The sequence below is a fragment of the Flavobacterium chryseum genome (assembly GCF_004362015.1).
Taxonomy (GTDB): Bacteria; Bacteroidota; Bacteroidia; order Flavobacteriales; family Flavobacteriaceae; genus Flavobacterium.
Genome location: NZ_SNWW01000004.1, coordinates 166,743 through 190,157, shown reverse-complemented (window position 1 = coordinate 190,157; position 23,415 = coordinate 166,743). Strand labels below are relative to the sequence as shown.

The window sequence follows — 23,415 nt, the reverse complement described above, 5'->3', positions numbered from 1 at the left end:
AATTAAAATCTAAAGTGAGAGAAAGCTTTATTAGCTTCTGCCATCTTGTGAGTATCCATTCTTTTCTTAACTGCAGCACCTTCTTCTTTAGCAGCAGCTAAACATTCTGACGCTAAACGTTGTGCCATAGATTTTTCATTTCTTCTTCTAGAATAAAGTATTAACCACTTCATTGCCATAGAAATTTTTCTGTCTGGTCTAATTTGCATTGGAATTTGAAATGTAGCTCCACCAACTCTACGACTACGTACTTCTACGTGAGGCATAACGTTTGTTAAAGCATCTTTCCAAATTTCTAATGAAGATTTTTCTGAATCTTGCTTTTTAGACTCAATGATGTCAATTGCATCATAAAATACTTTGAAAGCTGTAGATTTCTTACCATCCCACATTAAGTTGTTCACAAAACGTGTTACCAATTGGTCGTTAAACCTCGGATCTGGTAAAAGTGGTCTTTTCTTTGCCGCTCTTTTTCTCATGTCTTTTTTTTAATAAAAAGTTATAGGTTATCCGTTAAATGTTATGTGTTATAGATTCACAACTTTCGTTATCAATTTCCAACCCTTAACTCCTAACCTTCAACTCTTAACGTTTTAAATTACTTTTTTGCTTCTTTTGGGCGTTTAGCACCGTACTTAGATCTTCTTTGCGTTCTTCCTGCAACTCCTGACGTGTCAAGCGCTCCACGAACGATATGATATCTAACACCTGGTAAATCTTTTACCCTTCCACCTCGCACTAATACTATCGAGTGCTCTTGTAGATTGTGTCCTTCTCCAGGGATGTAAGCATTCACCTCATTACCATTTGTCAAACGTACACGCGCAACTTTACGCATTGCAGAGTTTGGTTTTTTTGGTGTAGTAGTGTAAACACGCGTACAAACCCCTCTTCTTTGAGGACAAGAATCTAAAGCAACCGATTTACTCTTCTTAGTGATCTGAGTTCTTCCTGTTCTTACTAATTGTTGAATTGTTGGCATAATTAATACTAAAAATTTATTATGTATATTAAATTCCCGCTTTTTACGGGGTTGCAAATGTATAAAATATTTTTCACTATACAAACGTTAATCCATTAATTTTCAATAACATTATTTAACCTTATGATTTTACAAACAAACAATAGATATTTGCAATACTTTTAATAAATGAAACAATTGCCCTTGAAACCGCTATTATACATATTTTATTTTATTTTCATAAGTATTCCTGGTTATACTCAAAATTTTCATTTAAAAATAAGCGGAACAAACAAAATTGAAAATCAAATTATAGATTCCTTAAACTATTCTTCGAAACATTCGAATATTAAATCACTTTTTGACGAGCTCAAAATTACATCAGAAAAACTTTCTAAAAAAGGTTATTTAGACAATAAAACACTAGAAACCAACAGAATAAATGACAGCACATATACTTCAATCATAGAACTAAAAAAGCCAATAAAAGAGATACATATATATATAGGTATAAATAATCTTTTTTCTGAAGTAGAAAAAACAAAAAAAGACACCATAATAATACCCTATAATCAATTAGAAAACTACCTTAATGAAAAAATAAATAATGCAGAAAATGAGGGTTATGCACTTACCAAAATAAAACTGGAAAATATTCGAAGAAAGAATTTGATAATATATGCCGACTTAAATTTTAAATCTGAAAAAAAAAGGAATCTTAATTCCATTATTCTAAATTATACAGACAACAATAATAAAAATGTTTTTCCCAAAGGACATTTAAAACAACTCAATAAAAAATACATTAACAAAACTTTTAACCAAGAAACAGTTAAAGAATTTTACAATGAAATAAATAATTTTGAATTCATAAGTCAAACAAAATACCCTGAAATATTATTCACAAAAGATTCAACCAAAATTTATGCATATATTCAAAAAAGAAAAGCAAACACATTTGATGGTTATATTGGATTTTCTAATGATGAAGATAAAAAATTAATTCTTAACGGATATCTCGATGTAACATTGCAAAACACTCTTCATGCCGGAGAGCAATTTTCTTTGTATTGGAAAAGTGACGGAAATCAACAAAAAACTTTTAATACAAAATTAGAAATTCCATATATCTTTAATTCACCACTCGGAATAAAGGCTCAATTAAATATATTCAAACAAGACAGCACTTTTCAGAATACTAAAACTGCAATAGACTTGGGGTATTTTGTTAATTACAATTCTCGAATTTATCTGGGGTATCAATCTACGGAATCAAGCGATATTCAAAATACAAATAGTTCAACAATTAGTGATTTTAAAAACTCCTACCTCACTTCTTCTTTTGAATATAAAAAAAACGACAATACTGAAAATCTATTTCCAAAAAAAGCATCATTAAACTTTGTATTCGGATACGGAAAAAGAAATACCAGCAACCACCCTGAAACAGCAGAATCTAGCAAACAATTTTACACCAATATAAATTTATCCTATAACTTTAAGCTAAATAACAAGAATTTCATTAACATAAATTCACAAAATTTTTATCTTAACAGTAAAAACTATATTTCTAACGAATTATTTAGATTTGGGGGAATGAATTCAATTCGGGGGTTTTTAGAAAATAGTTTACAAGCAAATTTAAGCTCTCTAATTCTTACAGAATACAGATATCTTGTCGCAAAAAGCTTATATGTTAATTCTATTGTAGATTACGGCTTATATCAAGACTTAACAAGCAATCTAAACCAAAATAGAATTAAAAAATTAACAGGAATTGGGATTGGGACTGGGATTCAGACTACAAATGGCTTATTAAAAATTACACTAACAAATGGTGGAGAAAAAATTAACGAGTTACAATTATATAACACTATCATAAACATATGTTATAATGTTAAATTTTAGTATTTACCAAAAAAAGATTTTTATTTATTAGGATAGTTAACAAATTATTAAGAGTTTTGCGATACTAATTCAAAATATTTAAAAATGAAACTAAAGTTCAATGGATTCTTAGTGCTTTTATTAGTACTAGTGGCGCAACTAACTTTTGCGCAAGAAAGAGCTGTTTCAGGAATTGTTACTGACAATGCAGGTATGCCTTTACCAGGTGTAAGTGTATTAGTAAAAGGAACAAAATCTGGAACACAATCTGATTTTGATGGTAAATTCTCTATCAAAGCATCAACAAGCCAAATTTTGGTATTTAGCTACATTGGGATGAAAACCCAAGAAATAGCTGCAAGTTCATCTTCTATCAATGTAAAATTGGCAGGAGATGCACAAGAACTTGAAGGTGTTGTAGTAACAACAGCTTTAGGTATTAAAAGAGAGAAAAAATCTCTTGGTTATTCTGCTCAATCAGTATCAGCAGAACAAGTATCAACAGTTCCTACAGGAAACTTTGTAAATAACTTATCAGGAAAAGTTGCTGGTCTTAGTGTAACTAATGGTACAAACTTTGGTGGATCTACTAACGTAGTTCTTAGAGGTTTCAAATCACTTTTAGGAGACAACCAGGCTTTATTTGTAGTAGATGGTGTGCCTATTTTGAATAATAACGTAAATGATGCCGATCAAAAAAGTGGTAGAGGCGGTTACGATTATGGAAATGCTGCATCAGATATTAACCCAAATAACATTGCAGAGATCAACGTATTAAAAGGTGCTGCTGCAACGGCTCTTTACGGGTCTAGAGCTCAAAATGGTGCTATCATCATTACAACCAAAAAAGGAAAAGCAAAAAATGAAATGGCTGTAGAATTTTCTTCTTCATACACCATGTCTAACGTAGATAAAAAAACTTTTCCAGAATATCAAACTGAATACGGTCAAGGATATTATGGTGAAGATAGCTTTACAACTTACCAAGGTGCGAACTTACCCGCATTTGGTGAAGATGCCTCTTATGGACCTAAATATACAGGTGAAGATGTTTGGACATATGACTCATTTATACCAGGTTCACCGAACTATGGTAAAAAATCTCCATGGGTTGCTGCAAAAAATGGACCTATTGAGTTTTTCAAAACTGGCACAACAACTGTAAATAATATCTCTTTAAGTGGAGGAACTGATAAAGCTACTTACAGATTAACTTATGCTAATACAAACAGTACTGATATATTACCAAACTCTTTGTTAAGCAAGAATAACTTTAATTTTGCAGGAACATATAAATTTAATGATAAATTAAGTTCAACATTTAATGCAACTTATGTAGTTCAAAACACAAGAGGAAGAAATTCAACTGGATACAGTGGTAACCAAATAGCTGGATTTAGACAATGGTGGCCAACAAACGTTGACATTAAGCAACAAGAAGAGCTTTATAACTTAGGACAACAAAATGCAACATGGAACATTAATGGTCCAGATGATTTAAGACCTGCTTTTTGGGATAACTTATATTTCCAAAGATATCAAAGTTATAACACTGACAGTAGAAAAAGATTTGCAGCAAATGCAAGTATTAGTTATGATGTATCTAAAAGCATCAATTTAATGGCCAGAGTTGGTACTGATGGTTTTAACATGTCAACTGAAGACAGATTAGCCGCAGGTTCATATCCAGCTGCACTTGGACTTAATACTGTAAATCAACCATCTGGTTATGCATTAAATCTTTATGATTACAATGAGCAAAATTATGATTTCTTAGCAACTTACAAAAAAGACTTAGCAGAAGATTTAAATCTTAATTTCGTTCTTGGTTCTAACTTTAACGTACAAAATAAATTTTCAACTGAGCAGTCAACTTCTGGAGGATTATATATTCCAGGACTTTACACAATTTCTAACTCAGTATCTGCACCTTCACTTCCAAGAATTATCGATACAAAAAAACAAGTTCTTGGTTTGTTCGCACAAGCAACATTAGGTTACAAGGGAACTTACTATCTTGAAGGTTCTGTAAGAAGAGATGAGTCATCTGCTTTACCTGTAGATAATAATGCATATTGGTATTCTGCAATATCAGGAAGTGTTGTTTTCTCAAATTGGTTAAAAGATATAGAATTCATTAATTTTGGTAAATTAAGAGCTGCATATGCTCAGGTAGGTTCTGACACAGATCCAAATCAATTAGCAAACAGTTATACTGCAAGAAATCCTTTCGGAACACCTTCTTACTCTTATAACACTACTGCAAAAAATTCTAACCTAAAACCACAGCAATTAGACAACCTTGAATTTGGTGCTAACATGCAATTTGCTAATAACAGAATTGGATTTGATGTTGCTTGGTTCCAAAACAAAGCTTTTGATCAAATTTTAGCATTACCTGTATCAACCGCTACTGGATCTTCATTCAACACTCTTAATGCTGGTACTTTAACAACAAAAGGATTTGAAGTTACACTTAACTTTACACCAATTAAAACAAATAATTTTTCTTGGGATTTAAATGTAAACTGGTCTAACCCTAATACTAAAGTTACAGAATTGGCTCCTGGGATTGAAAACATAAACATCAACTCTCTTCAAGGAGGTATTAGCATCAACGCCCCTCTTAACAAAGACTATGGTTCAATCTGGGGAACTACATATGTGTTAGATGATGCTGGAAACAGAGTTATCGGTGCTAATGGTGGTTATGTTGTATCTACAACGACGGATAATCAATTAGGTTCGTACCAAGCTGAGTGGATTGGTGGTATCAACAATAGATTCAATTATAAAAATCTTTCTTTCAGCTTCTTAATTGATGTGAAAAAAGGAGGAGAAGTATTCTCACTTGATCAATATTATGGATACGGAACAGGTATATATGCTAATTCAGTCGGAAACAACGACTTAGGAAACCCTATTAGAAATCCTTTAACTACAGGAGCAGATAGTGGAGGTGAACTTTTAAAAGGTGTTATGGCTAATCCTGCATATACACCAGGAAATGGGCAACCACAATATGTAACTAATACAACAAGATTAGACAGATCTCAGTCTAGTCAAGTATTAAGTACTGACCCTCCTGCTGCACAGTTCGTTTATGATGCAGGATTTGTAAAACTAAGAGAGGTTGTATTAACCTATAATCTTCCTTCATCTATATTAGGAAATTCTATAAAAGGAGCTTCATTTAGTGTAATTGGTAATAACCTTTGGATCATTGATAAGAGCTTACCATATGCAGACCCAGAAGCTGGATTATCTTCAGGTAATACTCAAGGATACCAGTCAGGACCTATGCCGACAACAAGAAATATTTCTTTTAATGTCAAAGTTAATTTTTAAAAAAAATGAAAATGAAAAGAATCATAGCAATGCTAACAATTGGTCTGTCGATGACAGCTTGTGTTAGTGAGGATATAAACACAGATCCAAATACCGCTTACACTACTGTTCCGGGATCGTTGATCAATTATGCTCAAAAAGAATTAAGTGATTATGTAAATACACCGAGCGTAAATGAAAACAACTTTAGGTTAACGATGCAGTATTGGCAAGAAACAATCTATGTAAATGAAAGTAATTATGACTTTACAAATAGAAATGTTTCGAACACAATTTTTGTAGATAATTATGTAAATGTTTTAAACAACCTAGGTAAAGCAAGAGCTTTAATTTTAGCTTACACTCCAACTACAGCTGAGGCTCCAACATGGGATGTTAACAAAAAGAACCAGTTGGCAATTATTGATATTACCGAAGTTTATACTTATCAGATGCTTGTAGATACATTTGGTAATATACCATATACGCAAGCTGCAAATCTTAGTGCTTATCCTTTACCTAAATATGATGATGCAGCTACTATCTATCAAGACTTAATTGCAAGAATAAATGCTGACATAGCAAATTTGGATGTTAGTGGTACTGGATATGCAACTTTTAGCGCTGGTGATAAAATCTATGCTGGAAATATCGCAAAATGGAAAGTATTTGCTAATTCTCTAAAATTAAAGTTAGGAATAGCAATTGCAGATGCAAATCCTGCTTTAGCACAAACTACCGCACAAGCTGCTATTGCAGCTGGTGTAATGGCTTCTCCTGCTGACAATGCTCAATTTCAATATTTGGCTCCATCTCCAAATTACAACCCTTTGTATGAAAACTTGAGAGCAAGCGGTAGAAATGATTTTATTGCAGGAAAAACATTAGTTGATTTTATGAATACAAAGAGTGATCCTAGAATAAGCAAATATTACACTCCATTAGCAGATGGAACTTATGTAGGACAGGTAATTGGACAGGGTGGTGCTTTTAATTCATTTTCACATATTGGAGCATTTGCTTATACAGCTACTACTCCTGGGGTGATTTTAAATTACACTGAAGTTGCTTTTTATATAGCTGAAGCTAATGCACGTTGGAATACCGCAGCAGCAGCAACATCTTATAACACAGCAGTTACTGCATCAATTTTAGAATGGGGCGGTACAGCTTTGCAAGCGACAACTTATCTTGCAGCAAATCCATTTGATTTAACTAATTGGAAAAAATCAATTGGAGAGCAAGCTTGGGTAGCATTGTTTAATCAAGGTATGACTTCATGGAACTTCTACAGAAGATTGGATTTCCCTGTGTTAACAGCTCCTGCATCAGCCATTACTAATGCTGGTGGAAAAGTTCCTGTAAGAATGGCTTATCCTGTTCTTGAGCAACAAGTAAATAATACAAACTGGAAAGCAGCTTCGGATGCTATCGGTGGAGATTTATTGACAACAAAAATTTTCTGGGATAAATTCTAATTTATTCTCAAATAAATATATTAAACCACTCTGTTCACTCAGAGTGGTTTTTTTTTATATAAACATTATACCTATATTTGCACCATGGAAAAAGAACATCAAATATTTGGAATTAGAGCCATTATAGAAGCAATTCAGGCAGGAAAAGAGGTAGACAAAGTATTCATCCAAAAAGAAATTTCTGGAGAATTAATGAAAGATCTAATGAAGGTGATGAAACGCGCTAACATTAATTTCTCTTATGTTCCTGTAGAAAAACTAAATCGCTTAACTCCAAATAATCATCAAGGTGCGGTTGCAACAATATCCCCTATTGGATTTATTGACTTAGAACATCTTGTTGAATCAACTATTGAATCTGGTGCTAAACCATTATTCTTAATATTAGATCAGATTTCTGATGCGAGAAATTTTGGTGCTATTATCAGAACTGCTGAATGTACTGGTGTAAACGGGATTATTGTTCAAAAAGCTGGTTCAGCTCCCGTAAATGGCGACACTGTTAAAACATCTGCCGGAGCGGTTTTTAATGTGCCTATTTGTAAAGTTGAACATATTAAAGATGCTATCTTTTATCTACAAGGATCTGGAATTAAAACCGTAGCTGCTACTGAAAAAACAGAATCAAATATTTATGATTTATCTCTAAATGAACCATTAGCTATTATTATGGGATCTGAAGACAGAGGTATAAATCCATCGGTATTAAAAATTGTTGATGAAAAGGCTAAACTACCCATGTTTGGAACTATCGGATCATTAAATGTTTCCGTTGCTTGTGGAGCTTTTCTTTATGAAGCTGTTCGTCAAAGAAGTTAAATATTGTTACGAATTGTAGACAACAACAAATTAAATATTTAATTGATGTCTTCCAAATTTGCTCAAAATAGGTCATTTAAAAAAAGCTTTTTTATTCTTGCGTTAATTTTTACTGCAGGAGTGAATTATGGGCAAACTAAAACGTATGGCCAATTTTGGAATGAAGTTCAATTCAATACTACAATAAATAATAAATGGTCGACTGAGTTTGATTTAGGAAGTTCATATAGTAGCACAGAATCAACTTCAAATATTTTTCAAAACAATATACAGAGATCATTGAGAGGATGGGGACATTATTATTTGTCTCTTCGCTGGAAACTGTCTACTTTTTTAGCCTACTACGGCAATAAAGATGTTCCCGAAATAGGTCAGTTCAAATCTCCTGAATGGAGGTTTGCTTTACAAGGCATCTACTATTTTCATAAAACGGGATATACTCTTAGTACTAGAATGAGAATAGAACTAAGACATATGAAAAATGGAGATGATGATTTTGAAAATGTTTTTAGGTACCGTCAGCAAATTAAATACTTACAACCTATAAATAGCAAAGTTCTCAGGAAAGGTATAATTTATGGTATTGCTTCTGACGAAGTGTATTTTAAATCCGGAACAAAAGTTACAGGCCAGAGTTTTTTTGATCGTAATAAATTTAACATCGGAGGAGGTTATTTATTTACCGATAACATTCAACTAGAATTAACTTATGCTAATGAATATCTTCCCAGAAATGGTGGAAATCAAATTACTAATGCTGCTACTCTAACGCTAACGTTTAATAATCTTTTTAAAAATATCAATAAAAAATTATTACACAAAAATGATTCGACTGCAAATGAAGATTAGTACTTAATTATCTTTCTCCTCTTTCAAAAAGCAATTTAACTGCTGCATTATAGCGTCTTTATGCAATTTGAAATTATAATCCCTAACAAACTCGGTTCCTTTCATATTAATTTTAGCTTTCACAGCTTCAAACTTAGAAAAAGCTTCAACATCTTTATCGTTCATAAGATATAAAACCTGCATAACCGAATCGTTATGTCTGTATTGTGTGTCATAATGCGATAACTTGTACTCTTTGTGATCTGCCAAAAGAATAATTAAATCGTCTTTGATTTTCTTTCCTTCATCTTTAAACGGAAATGGGAAAGGCCGTAATGCAATAAAAAAATGTTCTTTATCACTTTCAATATTAATCTTTAAGGACTTTGATTTAGATATATAAAAATCGGCAGGATCGAAATAATACATTAAAGTTCCATCAGGTAAAATCCTGTTTTTTACTTCACATTGCGCAAGCAATTGTACACTTACCATAAAAAATAATGCAATCGTTAAATTTATCTTTTCCATATGTTGGTAAATGAAATTAAAATTAACTCTTAACAAAAATAAGCATTAAATTTAAAACTAACATCCAACCTACAATTTATCTCCTGATTCTGATTTAGTTACAGTATAATTAACCCAAACATCAGAATTAAAATAAGTTGAAAGAGCTTCTTCTTCTTCTGGTTTTTCAGTATTTACGAAATTTCCATTTTCATCGAAATGTCTCATAAATACATCATCTTCAGGATTAAAATCGGGTTTTTGCCAATCATAAACTAAAGGCTTACTGTATTCCGGCGTTTTATAATATAAAGTCAACATAAATCCCGCAATAAAACCACCCAAATGTCCTTCCCAGGAAATTTTTGCATCAACATCTGGAAAAACATACCAAATCATTCCTCCATAAAGCAAAATAACAGATAATGATAATGCTACCAACCTGTAATAACCGGTTTGAATTCCTTTAAAAAAAATAAAACTAACCAAAACATAGATCAATCCACTTGCCCCACTATGATAATTTTCCCTCCCAATTACCCATGTAATTAAACCTGAAAATATAATTCCGTAAGCAATAACACCAAAACTTTGCTTGGGATAAAAAAATTGCAGCGCTGCTAATAATACAAAAAGTGGAATGGAATTATTATATAAGTGATCTAAGTTTTCATGAATAAAAGGGCTAAATAAAACACCTTGTAAACCTGAAAAATCCCGAGGGTAAATTCCGTTTTGATAAAAATCGAAATCAAAACGAATTTGAATCCAATATACTATCCATAAAAAAAGAACGAAAAATACCGGAAGCCCAATTACAGAAGTTGAAAATTTAAAATCGTTGTCGTTCATATTTTGATAATAGATAATAGATGAACATCAAAAAACCGACCAATTACAATTAACTGATAATTTGTCAGACAGATAAATAGATCTTTGACAAGTAATTAACTTTTTAAAATTTATAATTAAAATTGAAAATAGTAATTTTACAAAATGGAAGCACCTTTAGCAGAGCGTATTCGCCCACAGAAATTAGAAGATTATATTAGTCAAAATCATTTGGTTGGACCAAATGGTTCTCTGACACAACAAATTTCAAAAGGAATTATTCCTTCACTTATATTTTGGGGACCTCCCGGGACAGGAAAAACAACTCTTGCACAAATTATTGCACAAGAATCTAAACGTCCGTTTTATATTTTGAGCGCTATTAATTCAGGGGTAAAAGACATTCGCGATGTTATTGAAAAAGCGAAACAAAGTGGCGGATTATTCACCACCAAAAATCCTATTTTATTTATTGATGAGATTCATCGCTTTAGCAAATCGCAACAAGATTCACTTTTAGCTGCGGTGGAAAAAGGGTGGATAACTCTTATTGGCGCAACAACTGAGAACCCAAGTTTTGAAGTCATTCCCGCATTATTATCACGTTGTCAGGTTTATATATTAAATGCCTTTACTAAAGAAGATTTAGAAGCTTTATTGCATCGTGCAATGAAAACGGATACAGAAATGTTATCGAAAAACATTATACTAAAAGAAACAGAAGCATTATTACGCCTTTCTGGCGGTGATGGAAGAAAGTTATTAAATATATTTGAACTTGTTGTAAACGCTTCTGCAAGCGATGACATTATAATAACTAACGATCGTGTTCTTGAATTGGTACAGCAAAATACTGTTTTGTATGACAAAACCGGAGAACAACATTATGACATTGTTTCTGCTTTTATAAAATCGATACGTGGCAGTGATCCTAATGGAGCTGTTTATTGGCTGGCAAGAATGATTGAAGGCGGTGAAGATGTGAAATTTATTGCCCGCAGAATGCTCATTCTTTCAAGTGAAGATATCGGAAATGCAAACCCAACGGCATTTATTATGGCCAACAATACTTTTCAGGCTGTTTCTACAATTGGATATCCTGAAAGTAGAATAATCCTGAGTCAGTGCGCTATTTATTTAGCCACTTCTCCTAAAAGCAATGCCTCGTATATGGCGATTGGAAGTGCACAGCAATTGGTAAAACAAACGGGAGATTTGCCTGTACCTATCCATTTGCGAAATGCGCCAACAAAACTCATGAAAGAATTGGGTTATGGTGAAGATTATAAATATTCGCATGATTATGCCAATAATTTTGCTGAACAGGAATTTTTGCCGGATGCCATAAAAGAAACGGTTCTTTACAATCCGGAGAGCAATTCAAGAGAGAATAGCAACCGCGAATTTTTAAAGAACCGTTGGAAAGATAAATACGGTTACTAGAACCGTATTTTATATTTAGAATTTAACTGATACTTTCTCAGAAACTAATTTGTCATTTTGATAATATTCAAAAAACCATTGATTGTCTTTTGCGTTTAATGAACCCTGAATACCATCTTTTATGGCAATAAAAGAATCTGGTCGAGATGTTTTAAGCAACTTCATTACAACCTTTGGTGTTTTATCAATTAACTGATATCCATTTTCTGTTGGCTGTGCGTACAGCAAATTTGGATCAGAAACATCCGCTACAGGAGTTGATACTGCTATTGTTTGTATCGGAGCAGATGTAATTACAGATGCAGTTTTAGTTGTAGCGACAGCCTTACCGCTATATTTATAATGCAGTTTATTTACAGATGCAAAAGCCAAATCAAGGCTTTCTTTATATGCAACTTCATATTCTTTCTCTTTGCTTTTTCCAATTTCTGAAGTGTAAACCACTTTTCCGAAGCAATCTTTAAACTCTACAAAAAGTTTAGTAATAAGAAAACCGCTTTCCTTTTTCACATCAACATATAAAAGCTGACAACGATCACTGTATTCAGCAGGAATTTCTTCATTTGCATAGAAAGCAGTAAAACCAGCCTTAATCAAATTAGATTTTGTCATTGTCGCTAATCTATATTGATTTTCTGTTTTAAGAAACTCATACTTTAGTGGAATTATAACAGCTTTATAATCGTTAACAGATTGTGAAAATCCGATAACTGAAATTAAAAGGGCAATCAACAAAAATTTTATTTTCATCATTATAAATATTTTTTAAGTTCTAATAAATGGTTTATTTGTTTAATATTCTGAGGAGCTGCAATTTTTTTATCGTTAAAGAATATAGCATCTAAACCTGCGTTTATGGCACCATTAACGTCTGCATCAAGGCAATCCCCAATCATAATGCAATTTTCTTTTGAAGCTTTCGCTAAATTAACGGCATAATCAAAGATAATACTATTTGGCTTTTTTACACCCGCTAATTCTGAATTTGTAATGGTATCAAAATAATTGGCCAATGCTGCATTATTTATCTTCTTGTCCTGAACAGCAGCAAAACCATTTGTTATAATATGTAATCTGTATTTGGGTTTTAAATATTCTAAAACCTCAATTGCACCATCAAAAAGATGATTATTATCGGTTAGAAATTCAATATAATCATTAGCGATTTCATTAATGCTTTCGTCTGAAATTTTAAAATTTAAAGCATCGAAAGAAAACTTTAATCTGTTGTAACGCAATTCCAGATGTGTAATCTGATCATTTTGATACAATTTCCAACAAGCCTGATTTATGGGAGCATATTTCAAGATAAAATCCTGTGTATTAATTTCGGGGAATTTACCTTTAAAAATACGATCAAAAGCCATTTCAGAATTTTTATCAAAATCCCAAAGAGTATGATCTAAGTCGAAAAAAACGTCGGTAATATTGGTTTTCATAGATTAAAAAATTCCTTCATCTACAAAACTATAATAATTTGTTTCAGTAATAATCAAATGATCTAAAATTTTAACATCTAGACTCTCTCCTGCTGATTTTAGTTTCTTCGTAATTTGTTTGTCGGCTTCACTTGGAATTAACGAACCGGAAGGATGATTATGACACAAAATCAAGCTCGTAGCTCCGGTTTCAAATGCCAATTTAAAAACCAAACGCGCATCAACAACAGTTCCGGTCATTCCTCCTTTACTTAATTGCGATTTAGAAATTACTTTATTAGAATTATTAAGAAAAAGTACCCAAAATTCTTCATGAGCCAACTCACCAATGATGGGTTGCATGATCTCAAACACTAATTTGCTGGATGTGATTTTTATAAGCTCAGCCACATCTTCAGCTCTGCGGCGACGTCCTAACTCTAAAGCAGCGATAATTGTAATTGCTTTTGCCTCCCCTATACCTTTAAAGTTCATTAACTGAGAAACAGACATTTTTCCCAAAGAATTTAAATTATCTACACTGGCTAAAATTCTTTTACTTAAGTCAACTGCAGACTCATTTCGACTGCCAGAACCAATTAAAATAGCTATTAATTCGGCATCACTTAAAGCATCAATGCCTTTTAGCATTAACTTTTCTCTGGGACGATCGTCTTCTGACCAATCTGAAATTGGAAAATGACCTGGTTTCATAATTAGTAAGGAATTAAATAGATTTACTCATACAAACGCTATTGGTCAAACCAACATAAGGTTCATAGTTTTCAACAATCTCAAATCCTACTTTTTGGTATAAGCTAATCGCTTCAATTTGTTTGTATAAGGTTTCCAGAATCAGAGTTTTAAAACCTTGATCCCTGGCTCCTATTTCTACTTCTTTAATTATTAATTGAGCCAAACCTAAACCTCTTGCTTCTGGCGAAACAAACATTCTTTTTAGTTCTGCAGTATTACCATTATACTTTTTGAAGCAGCCACAACCAACCGGCTTTTCATCTAAATAAACAACAATTACATTCGGGTTAAATTCAATTAAATTATTACCCCAATACTCTTTTTTTAATTCAGGATAACGCTCCCATAAAAAAGTATCGAAAGTTTCAATTAAAAATATAAAATCAGGGTTTTCACTCGTTGTCTTTACAACTTTTATAGCTGGGTTCATTTTATAAAATCTTAAATGGCTAATATATAAAAAATAAGAAAAATCATTCAATAAAAAATAAGAAAACAAAAAAGGAGAAATCTGGGTTTTGTATTTCCTTAGATTTCTCCTTTCAATTTCATATTGCGATTATTATTCAATCAGGTTTTTAACTTCATCAAAATTCAATCCTCCATAATTACCGGAGCTCATCAATAATAAAGCTGAATTCTCCAGATTTAAATTGAATAAATATTCTTTGAATTCTGTTGGGTTTGTATAAATAATTAAATCTTTTCGATTAAAAGAACTCGCAATTTGCTCGTAAGTAACTTCTTCTAGTTGTTTAATTTTTACAGCATCCGGAGAATAAAAAACAACTGCAACATCGGCATATTCAAGTGCGCCTTCATATTCCTTTAAGAATTCTGCATTAAGGCTGCTGTAAGTATGCAATTCTAAACAAGCCACTAAAGTTCTGTTTGGATATTGTTCTTTTACCGCTTTTGTTGTCGCAGCCACTTTACTTGGCGAATGTGCAAAATCTTTATATGCAACTTTACCTTTTCCTTCGGCAATTTTTTCTAATCTTTTTGAAGCTCCTTTAAAACTTGCAATAGCTTCGTAAAAATCAGCTTCGTCAACACCCATATTTTGGCAAATCCATTTTGCTCCAGCCAAATTATTTAAATTATGCGCTCCAAAAACCTCAATTGGCATATAACCTTCAGGCGTTTTTAGCAGCGTTATTCCATCACTAACAGAATATTCCGGAGTACTATATGCTAATTTACGAATTGGGTTTGTAGCAGCTTCAGCAACTCGTTTTACTTTAGGATCATTTTCATTGTAAACTAAAATTCCTCCATTTGTAATTTTACCAATAAAAATCTCGAATTGCTCTACATAATTTTCATACGTTGGAAACACATTAATATGATCCCAGGCAATTCCTGAAATTAAAGCAATATTGGGTTGATACAAATGAAATTTCGGACGTCTGTCAATCGGAGAAGATAAATACTCATCACCTTCAAGAACTACAAAATCATTCTCTTCAGTAAGATGCACCATAGTATCAAAACCTTCCAGTTGTGCTCCTACCATATAATCAACTTCGATATTATGATAATGCATAACATGCAAAATCATCGAAGTAATCGTTGTTTTTCCGTGAGAACCTCCAATAACAACTCGTGTTTTATTTTTAGATTGCTCGTATAAAAATTCCGGATACGAATAGATTTTTAAACCTAATTCCTGCGCTTTCAATAATTCCGGATTATCAGCTTTCGCGTGCATTCCTAAAATTACAGCTTCAATATCAGAGGTGATTTTTTCAGGAAACCAGCCCATTTCTGCAGGAAGAATTCCTTTTTTTTCTAATCTTGATTTTGAAGGCTCAAAAATAGCATCATCACTTCCTGTAACCTGATATCCCTTGTTATGCAATGCAAGTGCTAAGTTGTGCATGGCACTTCCGCCTATGGCGATGAAATGTGTTTTCATTAAAATTCCAATTTTTTATCCCGAAGTTTCGGGACCAAATTCCAATTATTTATGAGAATTTGTATTTTAATATTTGATTATTATGCCTCAAATTTTTGTTTAAATTCCCTGGCTTTTTTAGGGTCTTTTAATTTGTTCAAATATAAATTATATAATTTTTGAAACGTGATTTTTGATTTACCAATTTCATTTGCTTTTATATAATTTTTTTCGGCAGATGCATATCTTTTAAAATATTCGTCGATTCTTCCTTTTGATAAGTATCCATCGACTGGGGAAAGTTGGGCCAATTCATTCGAATAGGAAATAGCTTTTGACTCGCTGCCCCCCAAAATTCCGGGTAATTGCAAATACAATTCTATTAGTGCCCATCTGGCCGGAATATGTTTGGGATTTAGAGAAATTGCTTTTTCAAAAGCTTGTTTCATATCCTCTACCATTCCAAAAGCTTTCAATTTATTTATTTCCATAGCCCGCATAGCCAAAGCTCCGCCATATTTATAAAAATAATCTGCTTCTGTGGGTTTTAATTCCTTGGTCTTTTTAAAATACTCAGCTGCCTTTACCCAGGATTTATCATGAGCTGCAATCTCTCCCAAGTATTCATTGGTTTTTACATCCGAAGGTTTAGTTTTTAAAAATGCTTCAAAAAGTACTCTGGCCTCTTCGTATTTTTTAGCACGATAGAGCTTTTCCCCTTTTTCAAAACTAGATTGTGACCAAATACAAATTGGCACAAGTAAAAAAATAAGAATTAGCTTTTTCATATCTCAAAAATAAGGAAATATAGCATCCATAATTTGCTTTTAAAGATAAATTACTAATTTGTACGAAATTTATTTTATCCGTTTCCCAACCTTTACCTAAAAACTGCTCTCTATATACTAAAACCAATTTATGAAAAATATATTATTTGTATTCTTATTGCTTTCTACAGTACTATTCGCGCAGCAAAATGATAAAAAATGGGAAAAAGTTATTGCTTATGAAAACGAAGGCAAAATAAAATCAGCGAATGAAATAGTTGCCAAAATCTATAAAAAAGCAATTGCTGATAAAAACGAAGTACAAATGATAAAATGTTTTTTTTATCAATCTAAATATTTGCAGGTTGTAGATGAAAATGCTCAGAAGAAAATTTTAAATAATCTTAAAACAGATATTGATCGCGTTTCTATTCCTTCAAAAGCGATTTTGAATTTGGTTTATGCTAAGTGTTTGACTGATTATTCACAATATGATAACTATGCATATGCCGTTGATAGCGCTGCAGCTGTTGTAGATGAAGCTGCTACATTAATAGATTCAGCTGCTGCAACTGTAGATACTTCTGAAGTAGATGGAATTTCAAGAACAACAAATTTTAAATTTGGTTTTTCGTCGGCAAGAGCAATAATTTTAATTTTTGAAAAAACATTAGAAAACGAAACCATTTTAAAAGCTACTCCTTTAACAAATTATCAGGACATATTTGATTTTTTAACTTTAGAAAAACTTAAAAGTGAAAATCTATATGATTACTTATTAAAAGAGAACATTACATTTTTCACTCAAAAGATAAGAGAATGGCAAATTGAAAAAAGCGTTTTTTTAATTCACAAAGATCAGCTATTGGCAGATTCTGATGTCTTTACAAAACTAAGTTTAGATTTTGCAAAAGATGAAAATGTAAATAAGGTTCTGTCTTTGTATCAAAAGCAGGAGCTTAATCATCCAACATTAGAAAATCAGTTTGAGCGTGCGAAATTTTGTAACACTTATTTATTACAGTCAGATGATGACTTTATGAAGTATCTAAATGAGCTTCAAAAGAAATCTAAAGAGGAGATTCTAACTCAGAAAATAAAATTAGAAATAGCCAATATTCTCCTGAAGCAAGCTTCAAAAGAAACACATCCAAAGAATAATATTGATGCCCTTTCAATATTTGACGATATAATAAAACTCGATGATAAATCTAATACTGCTCAATCAGCTTTAGCACAAAAACAGGAAATTCTTTCGAAAACATTATCAGTTCAGCTTCAAAAGTATACTTACAATAATGAAAACACACGAGCTTTAATTCAGTACAAAAATGTAAATTATTTAACCATTTCATTCTTCAAAATTCCTCAAAAGAAAATACAAGAATTCAGGAAAGACCGCGAATTATTGGATAGTTTGGCTCCTCAAATCATTAAAAAACAAGGTGAAATTGCATCTCAAAAATATGACTTGCAAAACAAACAAGATTACTTTGACTACAGTACAGAGGTTCTTTTACCACATTTAGAAACAGGAAATTATTTAGTCTATTTTGAATTTGATTCAGATTCAAAAGATAGAAAAGCACATGATTTCGAAATCATTACCGTTTCGAATGTCGCTGTTCTTGCTAATCAAAAAAAAGACACAGAAAACTATCTGGTTCTAGATCGAAAAACGGGAAAACCAATAGAAAATGCTACTATAAAATCAGCAAGTTTTACTATTAAAACAGATTCAAAAGGATTAGCATCATTTGAAAAAGTAAACAACAACTATAATTATGAAACTATTGAAGTTTCAACAGAAAATGACAGCATTTTTATCGATAAAGAATACATCCGGTATAGTGATGATTATAAGGAATCTGAAAACGATAAAATAAGCGGAAAAGTTGAGTTTTATTTAGATCGTGCTATTTATCGACCGGGACAAACAGTTTATTATAAAGGAATTGCAATTCAAAAAATTAAAAACAAAACAAGCATTATTGCCAACACAACTTTTAAAATTACCGCAAACGACGCAAACTATCAACTAATTAAAGAGTTTGAAGTAACGACAAATGAATTTGGTTCGTTTTCCGGTGAGTTTATTTTACCAAAAAATGGTCTAACGGGACAATTTAGCCTTAATGCGTTTAAGTCTCAAATCCAATCTTCATTTTTGGAAAATACAAATTTCGAAAATTCGAGGATTTCTTTTCAGGTGGAAGAATACAAACGTCCAAAATTCGAAGTAACATTTGATCCTAAAAAAGAAAGCTTTCAAGTTAATCAATCTATTAAAGTAAAAGGAAATGCCAAAGCATTCGCGGGAAGTAATATTTCAGATGCAAAAGTAACCTACACCGTTACGCGATACACAAGCTATTTTAGGAATTATTATGGAAATGAAGAAAACGAAGTTTTAACCTTTGGAGAAACCAAGACTGATGCTTCAGGAAAATTCAGTATTGACTTTACCGCTTTGCCTTCAAAAAACAGTATAAAAGAACAATTACCCATTTTCAATTACAAAATATACGCCACGATTACTGATATTAATGGTGAAACTCATTCTGCTGAAACAGCGATAAAAGTAGGTTTTCACGATTTGATTATTAATGCCATCTTACCAAATGAGATTGAAACAAAAGACAAAAACGAAATCAATTTATCAAGTACAAATTTAAATGGAGAGTTTTTAGCTGCCAAAGGCGAAATTAAACTCTATTTTGTAAAACCTTTATCGAATAAATTTAAAAACCGTATTTGGCAAAAACCAGAGATTCAAACTATCTCAGCTGAAGATTTTGAAAGATTATTTCCTTATGAAATCTATGAAAACGAAACTAAAGATACGCCAAAAGAAATTTTATTATTCTCTAGAAAAATAGACACTCAAAAAGACAAAAAAATAGTATTGGATTTTATTTCAAACTATAAATCCGGTAAGTATAAACTGGTTTTTTCTGCAAAAGACAGCTTTAGTAATCCTATTGAATCTATTTCAAACTTTAAACTCATTCAAAGCAAAGATAAATTCGATCCCAGCAAATTATTTACTGTACAACAAATCAATGAAAATCCTAGAAAAGATGGTTATGTTGAAGTAAAATTATCTTCTGTTATTCAAGAACTTTACATTACTGTGAATGGAAATTACAATAGTAAAATATATTTTGAAGATACATTTCATTTGCAAAACAATGAAACTACAATTAGAATTCCGGTGAAAAATGAATTTGAAAAAAATATAAAATTAGGTTTAGAAAGTGTTTTTGAAAATGGAACTTTTACTCAGGAAATCAATATAATTCTTAAAGCAGAAGAAATAAAATTAGAATGGGCAGTAGAAAGTTTTAGAAACAAAATACAACCGGGAAGCAGTGAAAACTGGTCGTTCAAATTAAACGCTTTTAATACAAAAGCTGAGGCTGAAGTTTTAGCATCGATGTATGACAGTTCATTAGATCAGTTTTCTAAAAAAGAATGGGATGCCCTAAAATTTAATCGTTACAATTACAACGGAACTAATTTCAGAGAAAGATTAGGTTTTGATGTTACTTACGCAACATTAGAAAATTTAAACACAGTTTTACCTCTAATTGATTTTCGTATTGAAGAAACGAGACTAAAATGGTTTGGATTTAATTTTAATAATAGTACTTATGGTTCTTATGGAAGAAGTATTGAGGAAATAAAAGATAAAAAAGTTGGCAGAGAAACTATTAAAGGAGATGCAGATGCTGTTTTAACACTAAGTGAATCTGTTGGAAACGCAGCTCCTGCTGTTGCACTTGCTGAAGAGATCATAATGACAAAGAAATCTGCTAATGAACCATCTTACTTCATTAAAGCGCAAATCACATCTGGTTTAGTTGTTCGTGGTCTTTCCTATAAATCAAGCGAATCTGCATTATATATAATTGATGGAGAAATTTCAACTGAAAATATCGCTACTAAATTAAATCCTGCAGACATTCTCTCAATAGACACATTAAAAGGCGAAAAAGCAACTGCTATTTACGGAAGCAAAGCTTCAAACGGAGTAATAATTATAACTACAAAAAAAGCCCTAGAAGCCCTAACTCAAGTAAAAGCCAGAAAAAATTTATCTGAAACCGCATTCTTTTTACCCAATTTAAAAACAGATGCTACTGGAAAAGTAAGTTTCAACTTTACTTCTCCCGAAGCTTTAACAGCTTGGAAACTTCGTTTATTCGCACATAACAAAGATGCTGTTTCCGGTTATTTAGAGAAAAGTGTAATCACTCAAAAAGAGTTGATGGTTTTACCGAATTTCCCGCGTTTCTTTAGAGAGAAAGATACTATTGTAATTTCTGCTAAAATCTCGAATGTTACAGATAAAGCAAAAACCGGAATCGCCATTTTACAGTTTTTTGATGCCGTAACCATGCAGCCAATTGATGCGAAAATGCTGAATGCAAAAAATGTTCGTAATTTTAATGTTAGCGCTTTCGGGAATACAACGGCAACCTGGACGATTTCAATTCCGGAAGGTTTACAGGGCGTTCAATATAAAATTCTGGCTAAATCAGGTAATTTTTCGGATGGAGAAGAAAACATTCTCCCGGTTTTGACAAACAATATGTTGGTTACAGAAAGTATTCCGATTTGGATTCGTGAGAATTCTACAAAAGAATATACTTTCCAGAATTTGAAAAACAACAATTCATCAACTTTAAAAAATCATCAGCTTACGCTAGAATATACTTCAAATCCGTCCTGGCTTGCGATTCAGTCTTTGCCTTATTTAATGGAATATGAACATGAATGTGCTGAACAAACTTTTGCCCGATTTTATGCGAATGCTTTGGCTTCAGAAATTATTTCAAGCAATCCGAAAATCGCAACTGTTTTTGAAGATTGGCGAAAAAACGGAAAACTGAATTCAAAACTTGAAGAAAACGAAGAATTAAAATCGATCATTCTTGCCGAAACACCTTGGCTAAATGATGCTCAAGGCGAAGATGAAAAGAAAAAAAATCTGGCGCTTTTATTTGATTTGGAAAAAATGAAAACTTCGCAGGAAGCCACTTTCGACAAATTAAAACAGAAACAAAAACCATCAGGAGGATTTTCCTGGTTTGACGGCGGTTATGAAAGTGAATATATAACGAGACATATTTTAGCAGGTTTAGGTCATTTATCTAAATTGAATAAAACAAAAGATAATGATGCTAAAATCGATGCAATTGCTAAAACCGGAGTTCCGTTTCTGGACAATAAATTTTTAGACTATTATAAAAACCAGACTAAAAACTTAAAAGGAATAAACAAACTAATCTGGATCAATCCTTATTCTGATTTGCATTATCTATATACCAGAAGTTTTTATGTAGACAAATATCCACTTTCTGATACTTTGAAAAAAGCAAGCAAACTGTATCTGGAAACGGCTAAAAAAGATTGGTTAAAATATTCACTTTACGAAAAAGGACTGGCAGCTTTGACTTTAAATCGTTTTGGGGAAAGCGAAACGGCTAAAAAAATAATTGAAAGCCTAAAAGAAACAGCATCCAATAACGAAGATTGGGGAATGTATTGGATCGCCAACAAAGCAGGTTGGTATTGGTATCAGGCACCGATAGAAACTCAGGCATTGTTAATTGAGGCTTTCGCTGAAGTAAATCAGGACACCAAATCTGTTGATGCTATGAAAGTCTGGTTATTAAAAAACAAACAAACTAAAAACTGGCCCACAACAAAAGCAACGACCGAAGCGATCTATGCCTTACTAATGCAAGGAAATGATTGGCTGAGCGTAAAAGACAATACCGTTATTAAAATTGGAGATGAAAAAATTCTGACCAAAAAATTAGCAGAAAACGAAAAAGAAGCTGCAACGGGTTACATTAAACTAAACTGGAAAAAAGAGGAAGTAAAAAAAGAAATGGCTTCAATAAAAATTGAAAATAAATCTAAAGTTCTTGGGTTTGGTGGCGTTTACTGGCAGTATTTTGAAGATTTAGATAAAATAAAAAATAATTCCGGAGCCGTATTATCAGTTTCGAAAGAATTATATCTAAAGAAAAATTCGCTTAAAGGCGATCAATTAGAAAGAATCACTAACAAAAATCCTTTAAAGACCGGAGATTTAGTTACTGTTAGATTAATAATTACTTCAAAAGAAGATATGGAATTTGTACATCTAAAAGATATGCGAGCTTCATGTTTTGAACCTGTAAATGTTATTTCAGAATATCAATACAAAGATCGTTTAGGCTATTATATGAGTACAAAAGATGCTGCAACGCATTTCTTTTTTGATCAAATCAACAAAGGAACTTATGTTTTAGAATATGAAATCAGAGTAAATAACAGCGGCGAATTCTCCAACGGAATTACCACAATTGAAAGTATGTATGCTCCTGAATTCGCAAGTCACACTAAGGGAATTCGAGTAAAAGTTAAATAACAATTGTGCATAAAAAAGACCTAACAGATTTTAAAACCTGTTAGGTCTACTATAACAATAAAAAAGTCA

At 32.1% G+C, this 23,415-nt stretch carries 17 protein-coding genes; 7 read left to right on the top strand and 10 right to left on the bottom strand.

Annotation, left to right across the window (positions count from 1 at the left end; translation table 11 throughout):
• Window positions 1-2 precede the first annotated feature (2 nt).
• On the bottom strand, window positions 3-479 hold the full coding sequence (gene rpsG, locus EV143_RS09650) for a 30S ribosomal protein S7 (protein WP_007803600.1): 477 nt from the start codon (window positions 477-479) through the stop codon (window positions 3-5).
• Window positions 480-598: 119 nt separating this feature from the next.
• Window positions 599-982 carry a 30S ribosomal protein S12 gene (gene rpsL / locus EV143_RS09645; protein WP_007136570.1) on the bottom strand — a complete coding sequence of 128 codons (384 nt, stop codon included), beginning with the start codon at window positions 980-982 and terminating at the stop codon, window positions 599-601.
• 648 nt (window positions 983-1,630) lie between these two features.
• On the opposite strand from rpsL, the gene EV143_RS09640 reads away from it, so the two are divergent.
• The 5 genes from EV143_RS09640 to EV143_RS09620 all read left to right on the top strand — a co-directional run bounded on the left by EV143_RS09640 (window position 1,631) and on the right by EV143_RS09620 (window position 9,321).
• Entirely contained in the window at window positions 1,631-2,869 is a 1,239-nt protein-coding gene (locus EV143_RS09640; protein ID WP_243739831.1) for a ShlB/FhaC/HecB family hemolysin secretion/activation protein, read from the top strand.
• 84 nt (window positions 2,870-2,953) lie between these two features.
• On the top strand, window positions 2,954-6,196 hold the full coding sequence (locus tag EV143_RS09635; protein ID WP_133507756.1) for a SusC/RagA family TonB-linked outer membrane protein: 3,243 nt from the start codon (window positions 2,954-2,956) through the stop codon (window positions 6,194-6,196).
• Window positions 6,197-6,207: 11 nt separating this feature from the next.
• A complete protein-coding gene (locus tag EV143_RS09630; protein WP_133507755.1) occupies window positions 6,208-7,653 on the top strand; it encodes a SusD/RagB family nutrient-binding outer membrane lipoprotein in 1,446 nt (481 codons plus the stop codon).
• Window positions 7,654-7,737: 84 nt separating this feature from the next.
• Window positions 7,738-8,472 carry a 23S rRNA (guanosine(2251)-2'-O)-methyltransferase RlmB gene (gene rlmB, locus EV143_RS09625; RefSeq protein ID WP_133507754.1) on the top strand — a complete coding sequence of 245 codons (735 nt, stop codon included), beginning with the start codon at window positions 7,738-7,740 and terminating at the stop codon, window positions 8,470-8,472.
• Between the two features lie 45 nt (window positions 8,473-8,517).
• Complete coding sequence (locus EV143_RS09620; protein ID WP_133507753.1) at window positions 8,518-9,321, top strand: DUF2490 domain-containing protein; 804 nt, start codon at window positions 8,518-8,520, stop codon at window positions 9,319-9,321.
• 3 nt (window positions 9,322-9,324) lie between these two features.
• On the opposite strand, the gene EV143_RS09615 is transcribed toward EV143_RS09620, so the two are convergent.
• Together EV143_RS09615 and EV143_RS09610 are read right to left on the bottom strand one after the other, a co-directional pair.
• A complete protein-coding gene (locus EV143_RS09615) occupies window positions 9,325-9,831 on the bottom strand; it encodes a hypothetical protein (protein ID WP_133507752.1) in 507 nt (168 codons plus the stop codon).
• 69 nt (window positions 9,832-9,900) lie between these two features.
• Window positions 9,901-10,662 carry a rhomboid family intramembrane serine protease gene (locus EV143_RS09610; RefSeq protein ID WP_133507751.1) on the bottom strand — a complete coding sequence of 254 codons (762 nt, stop codon included), beginning with the start codon at window positions 10,660-10,662 and terminating at the stop codon, window positions 9,901-9,903.
• Window positions 10,663-10,806: 144 nt separating this feature from the next.
• Here EV143_RS09610 and EV143_RS09605 point away from each other — a divergent pair, with 144 nt between their 5' ends.
• Window positions 10,807-12,084, top strand: a complete 1,278-nt coding sequence (locus EV143_RS09605; RefSeq protein WP_133507750.1) for a replication-associated recombination protein A — start codon at window positions 10,807-10,809, stop codon at window positions 12,082-12,084.
• A 15-nt stretch (window positions 12,085-12,099) separates the two neighbouring features.
• Here the strand turns inward: EV143_RS09605 and EV143_RS09600 are convergent, their stop codons facing one another.
• The 6 genes from EV143_RS09600 to EV143_RS09575 all read right to left on the bottom strand — a co-directional run bounded on the left by EV143_RS09600 (window position 12,100) and on the right by EV143_RS09575 (window position 16,943).
• The gene (locus tag EV143_RS09600) at window positions 12,100-12,837 is read right to left on the bottom strand and encodes a hypothetical protein (protein ID WP_317128066.1); all 738 of its coding nucleotides are present in this window, start codon (window positions 12,835-12,837) and stop codon (window positions 12,100-12,102) included.
• Window positions 12,837-13,523: a YjjG family noncanonical pyrimidine nucleotidase gene (locus EV143_RS09595; RefSeq protein WP_133507749.1), complete on the bottom strand. Its 687-nt coding sequence runs from the start codon at window positions 13,521-13,523 to the stop codon at window positions 12,837-12,839. Before EV143_RS09595 ends, EV143_RS09600 begins: the two co-directional genes overlap by 1 nt.
• A 3-nt stretch (window positions 13,524-13,526) precedes the next feature.
• Window positions 13,527-14,216 (bottom strand): RadC family protein, encoded by a 690-nt coding sequence (radC, locus tag EV143_RS09590; RefSeq protein ID WP_133507748.1) that lies wholly within the window; start codon window positions 14,214-14,216, stop codon window positions 13,527-13,529.
• A 13-nt stretch (window positions 14,217-14,229) separates the two neighbouring features.
• Window positions 14,230-14,688 carry a GNAT family N-acetyltransferase gene (locus tag EV143_RS09585; protein ID WP_133507747.1) on the bottom strand — a complete coding sequence of 153 codons (459 nt, stop codon included), beginning with the start codon at window positions 14,686-14,688 and terminating at the stop codon, window positions 14,230-14,232.
• 132 nt (window positions 14,689-14,820) lie between these two features.
• Window positions 14,821-16,176: a UDP-N-acetylmuramate--L-alanine ligase gene (locus EV143_RS09580; RefSeq protein WP_133507746.1), complete on the bottom strand. Its 1,356-nt coding sequence runs from the start codon at window positions 16,174-16,176 to the stop codon at window positions 14,821-14,823.
• 80 nt (window positions 16,177-16,256) lie between these two features.
• A complete protein-coding gene (locus EV143_RS09575; RefSeq protein WP_133507745.1) occupies window positions 16,257-16,943 on the bottom strand; it encodes a tetratricopeptide repeat protein in 687 nt (228 codons plus the stop codon).
• 130 nt (window positions 16,944-17,073) lie between these two features.
• On the opposite strand from EV143_RS09575, the gene EV143_RS09570 reads away from it, so the two are divergent.
• The gene (locus tag EV143_RS09570; protein ID WP_133507744.1) at window positions 17,074-23,346 is read left to right on the top strand and encodes an alpha-2-macroglobulin family protein; all 6,273 of its coding nucleotides are present in this window, start codon (window positions 17,074-17,076) and stop codon (window positions 23,344-23,346) included.
• Window positions 23,347-23,415 lie beyond the last annotated feature (69 nt).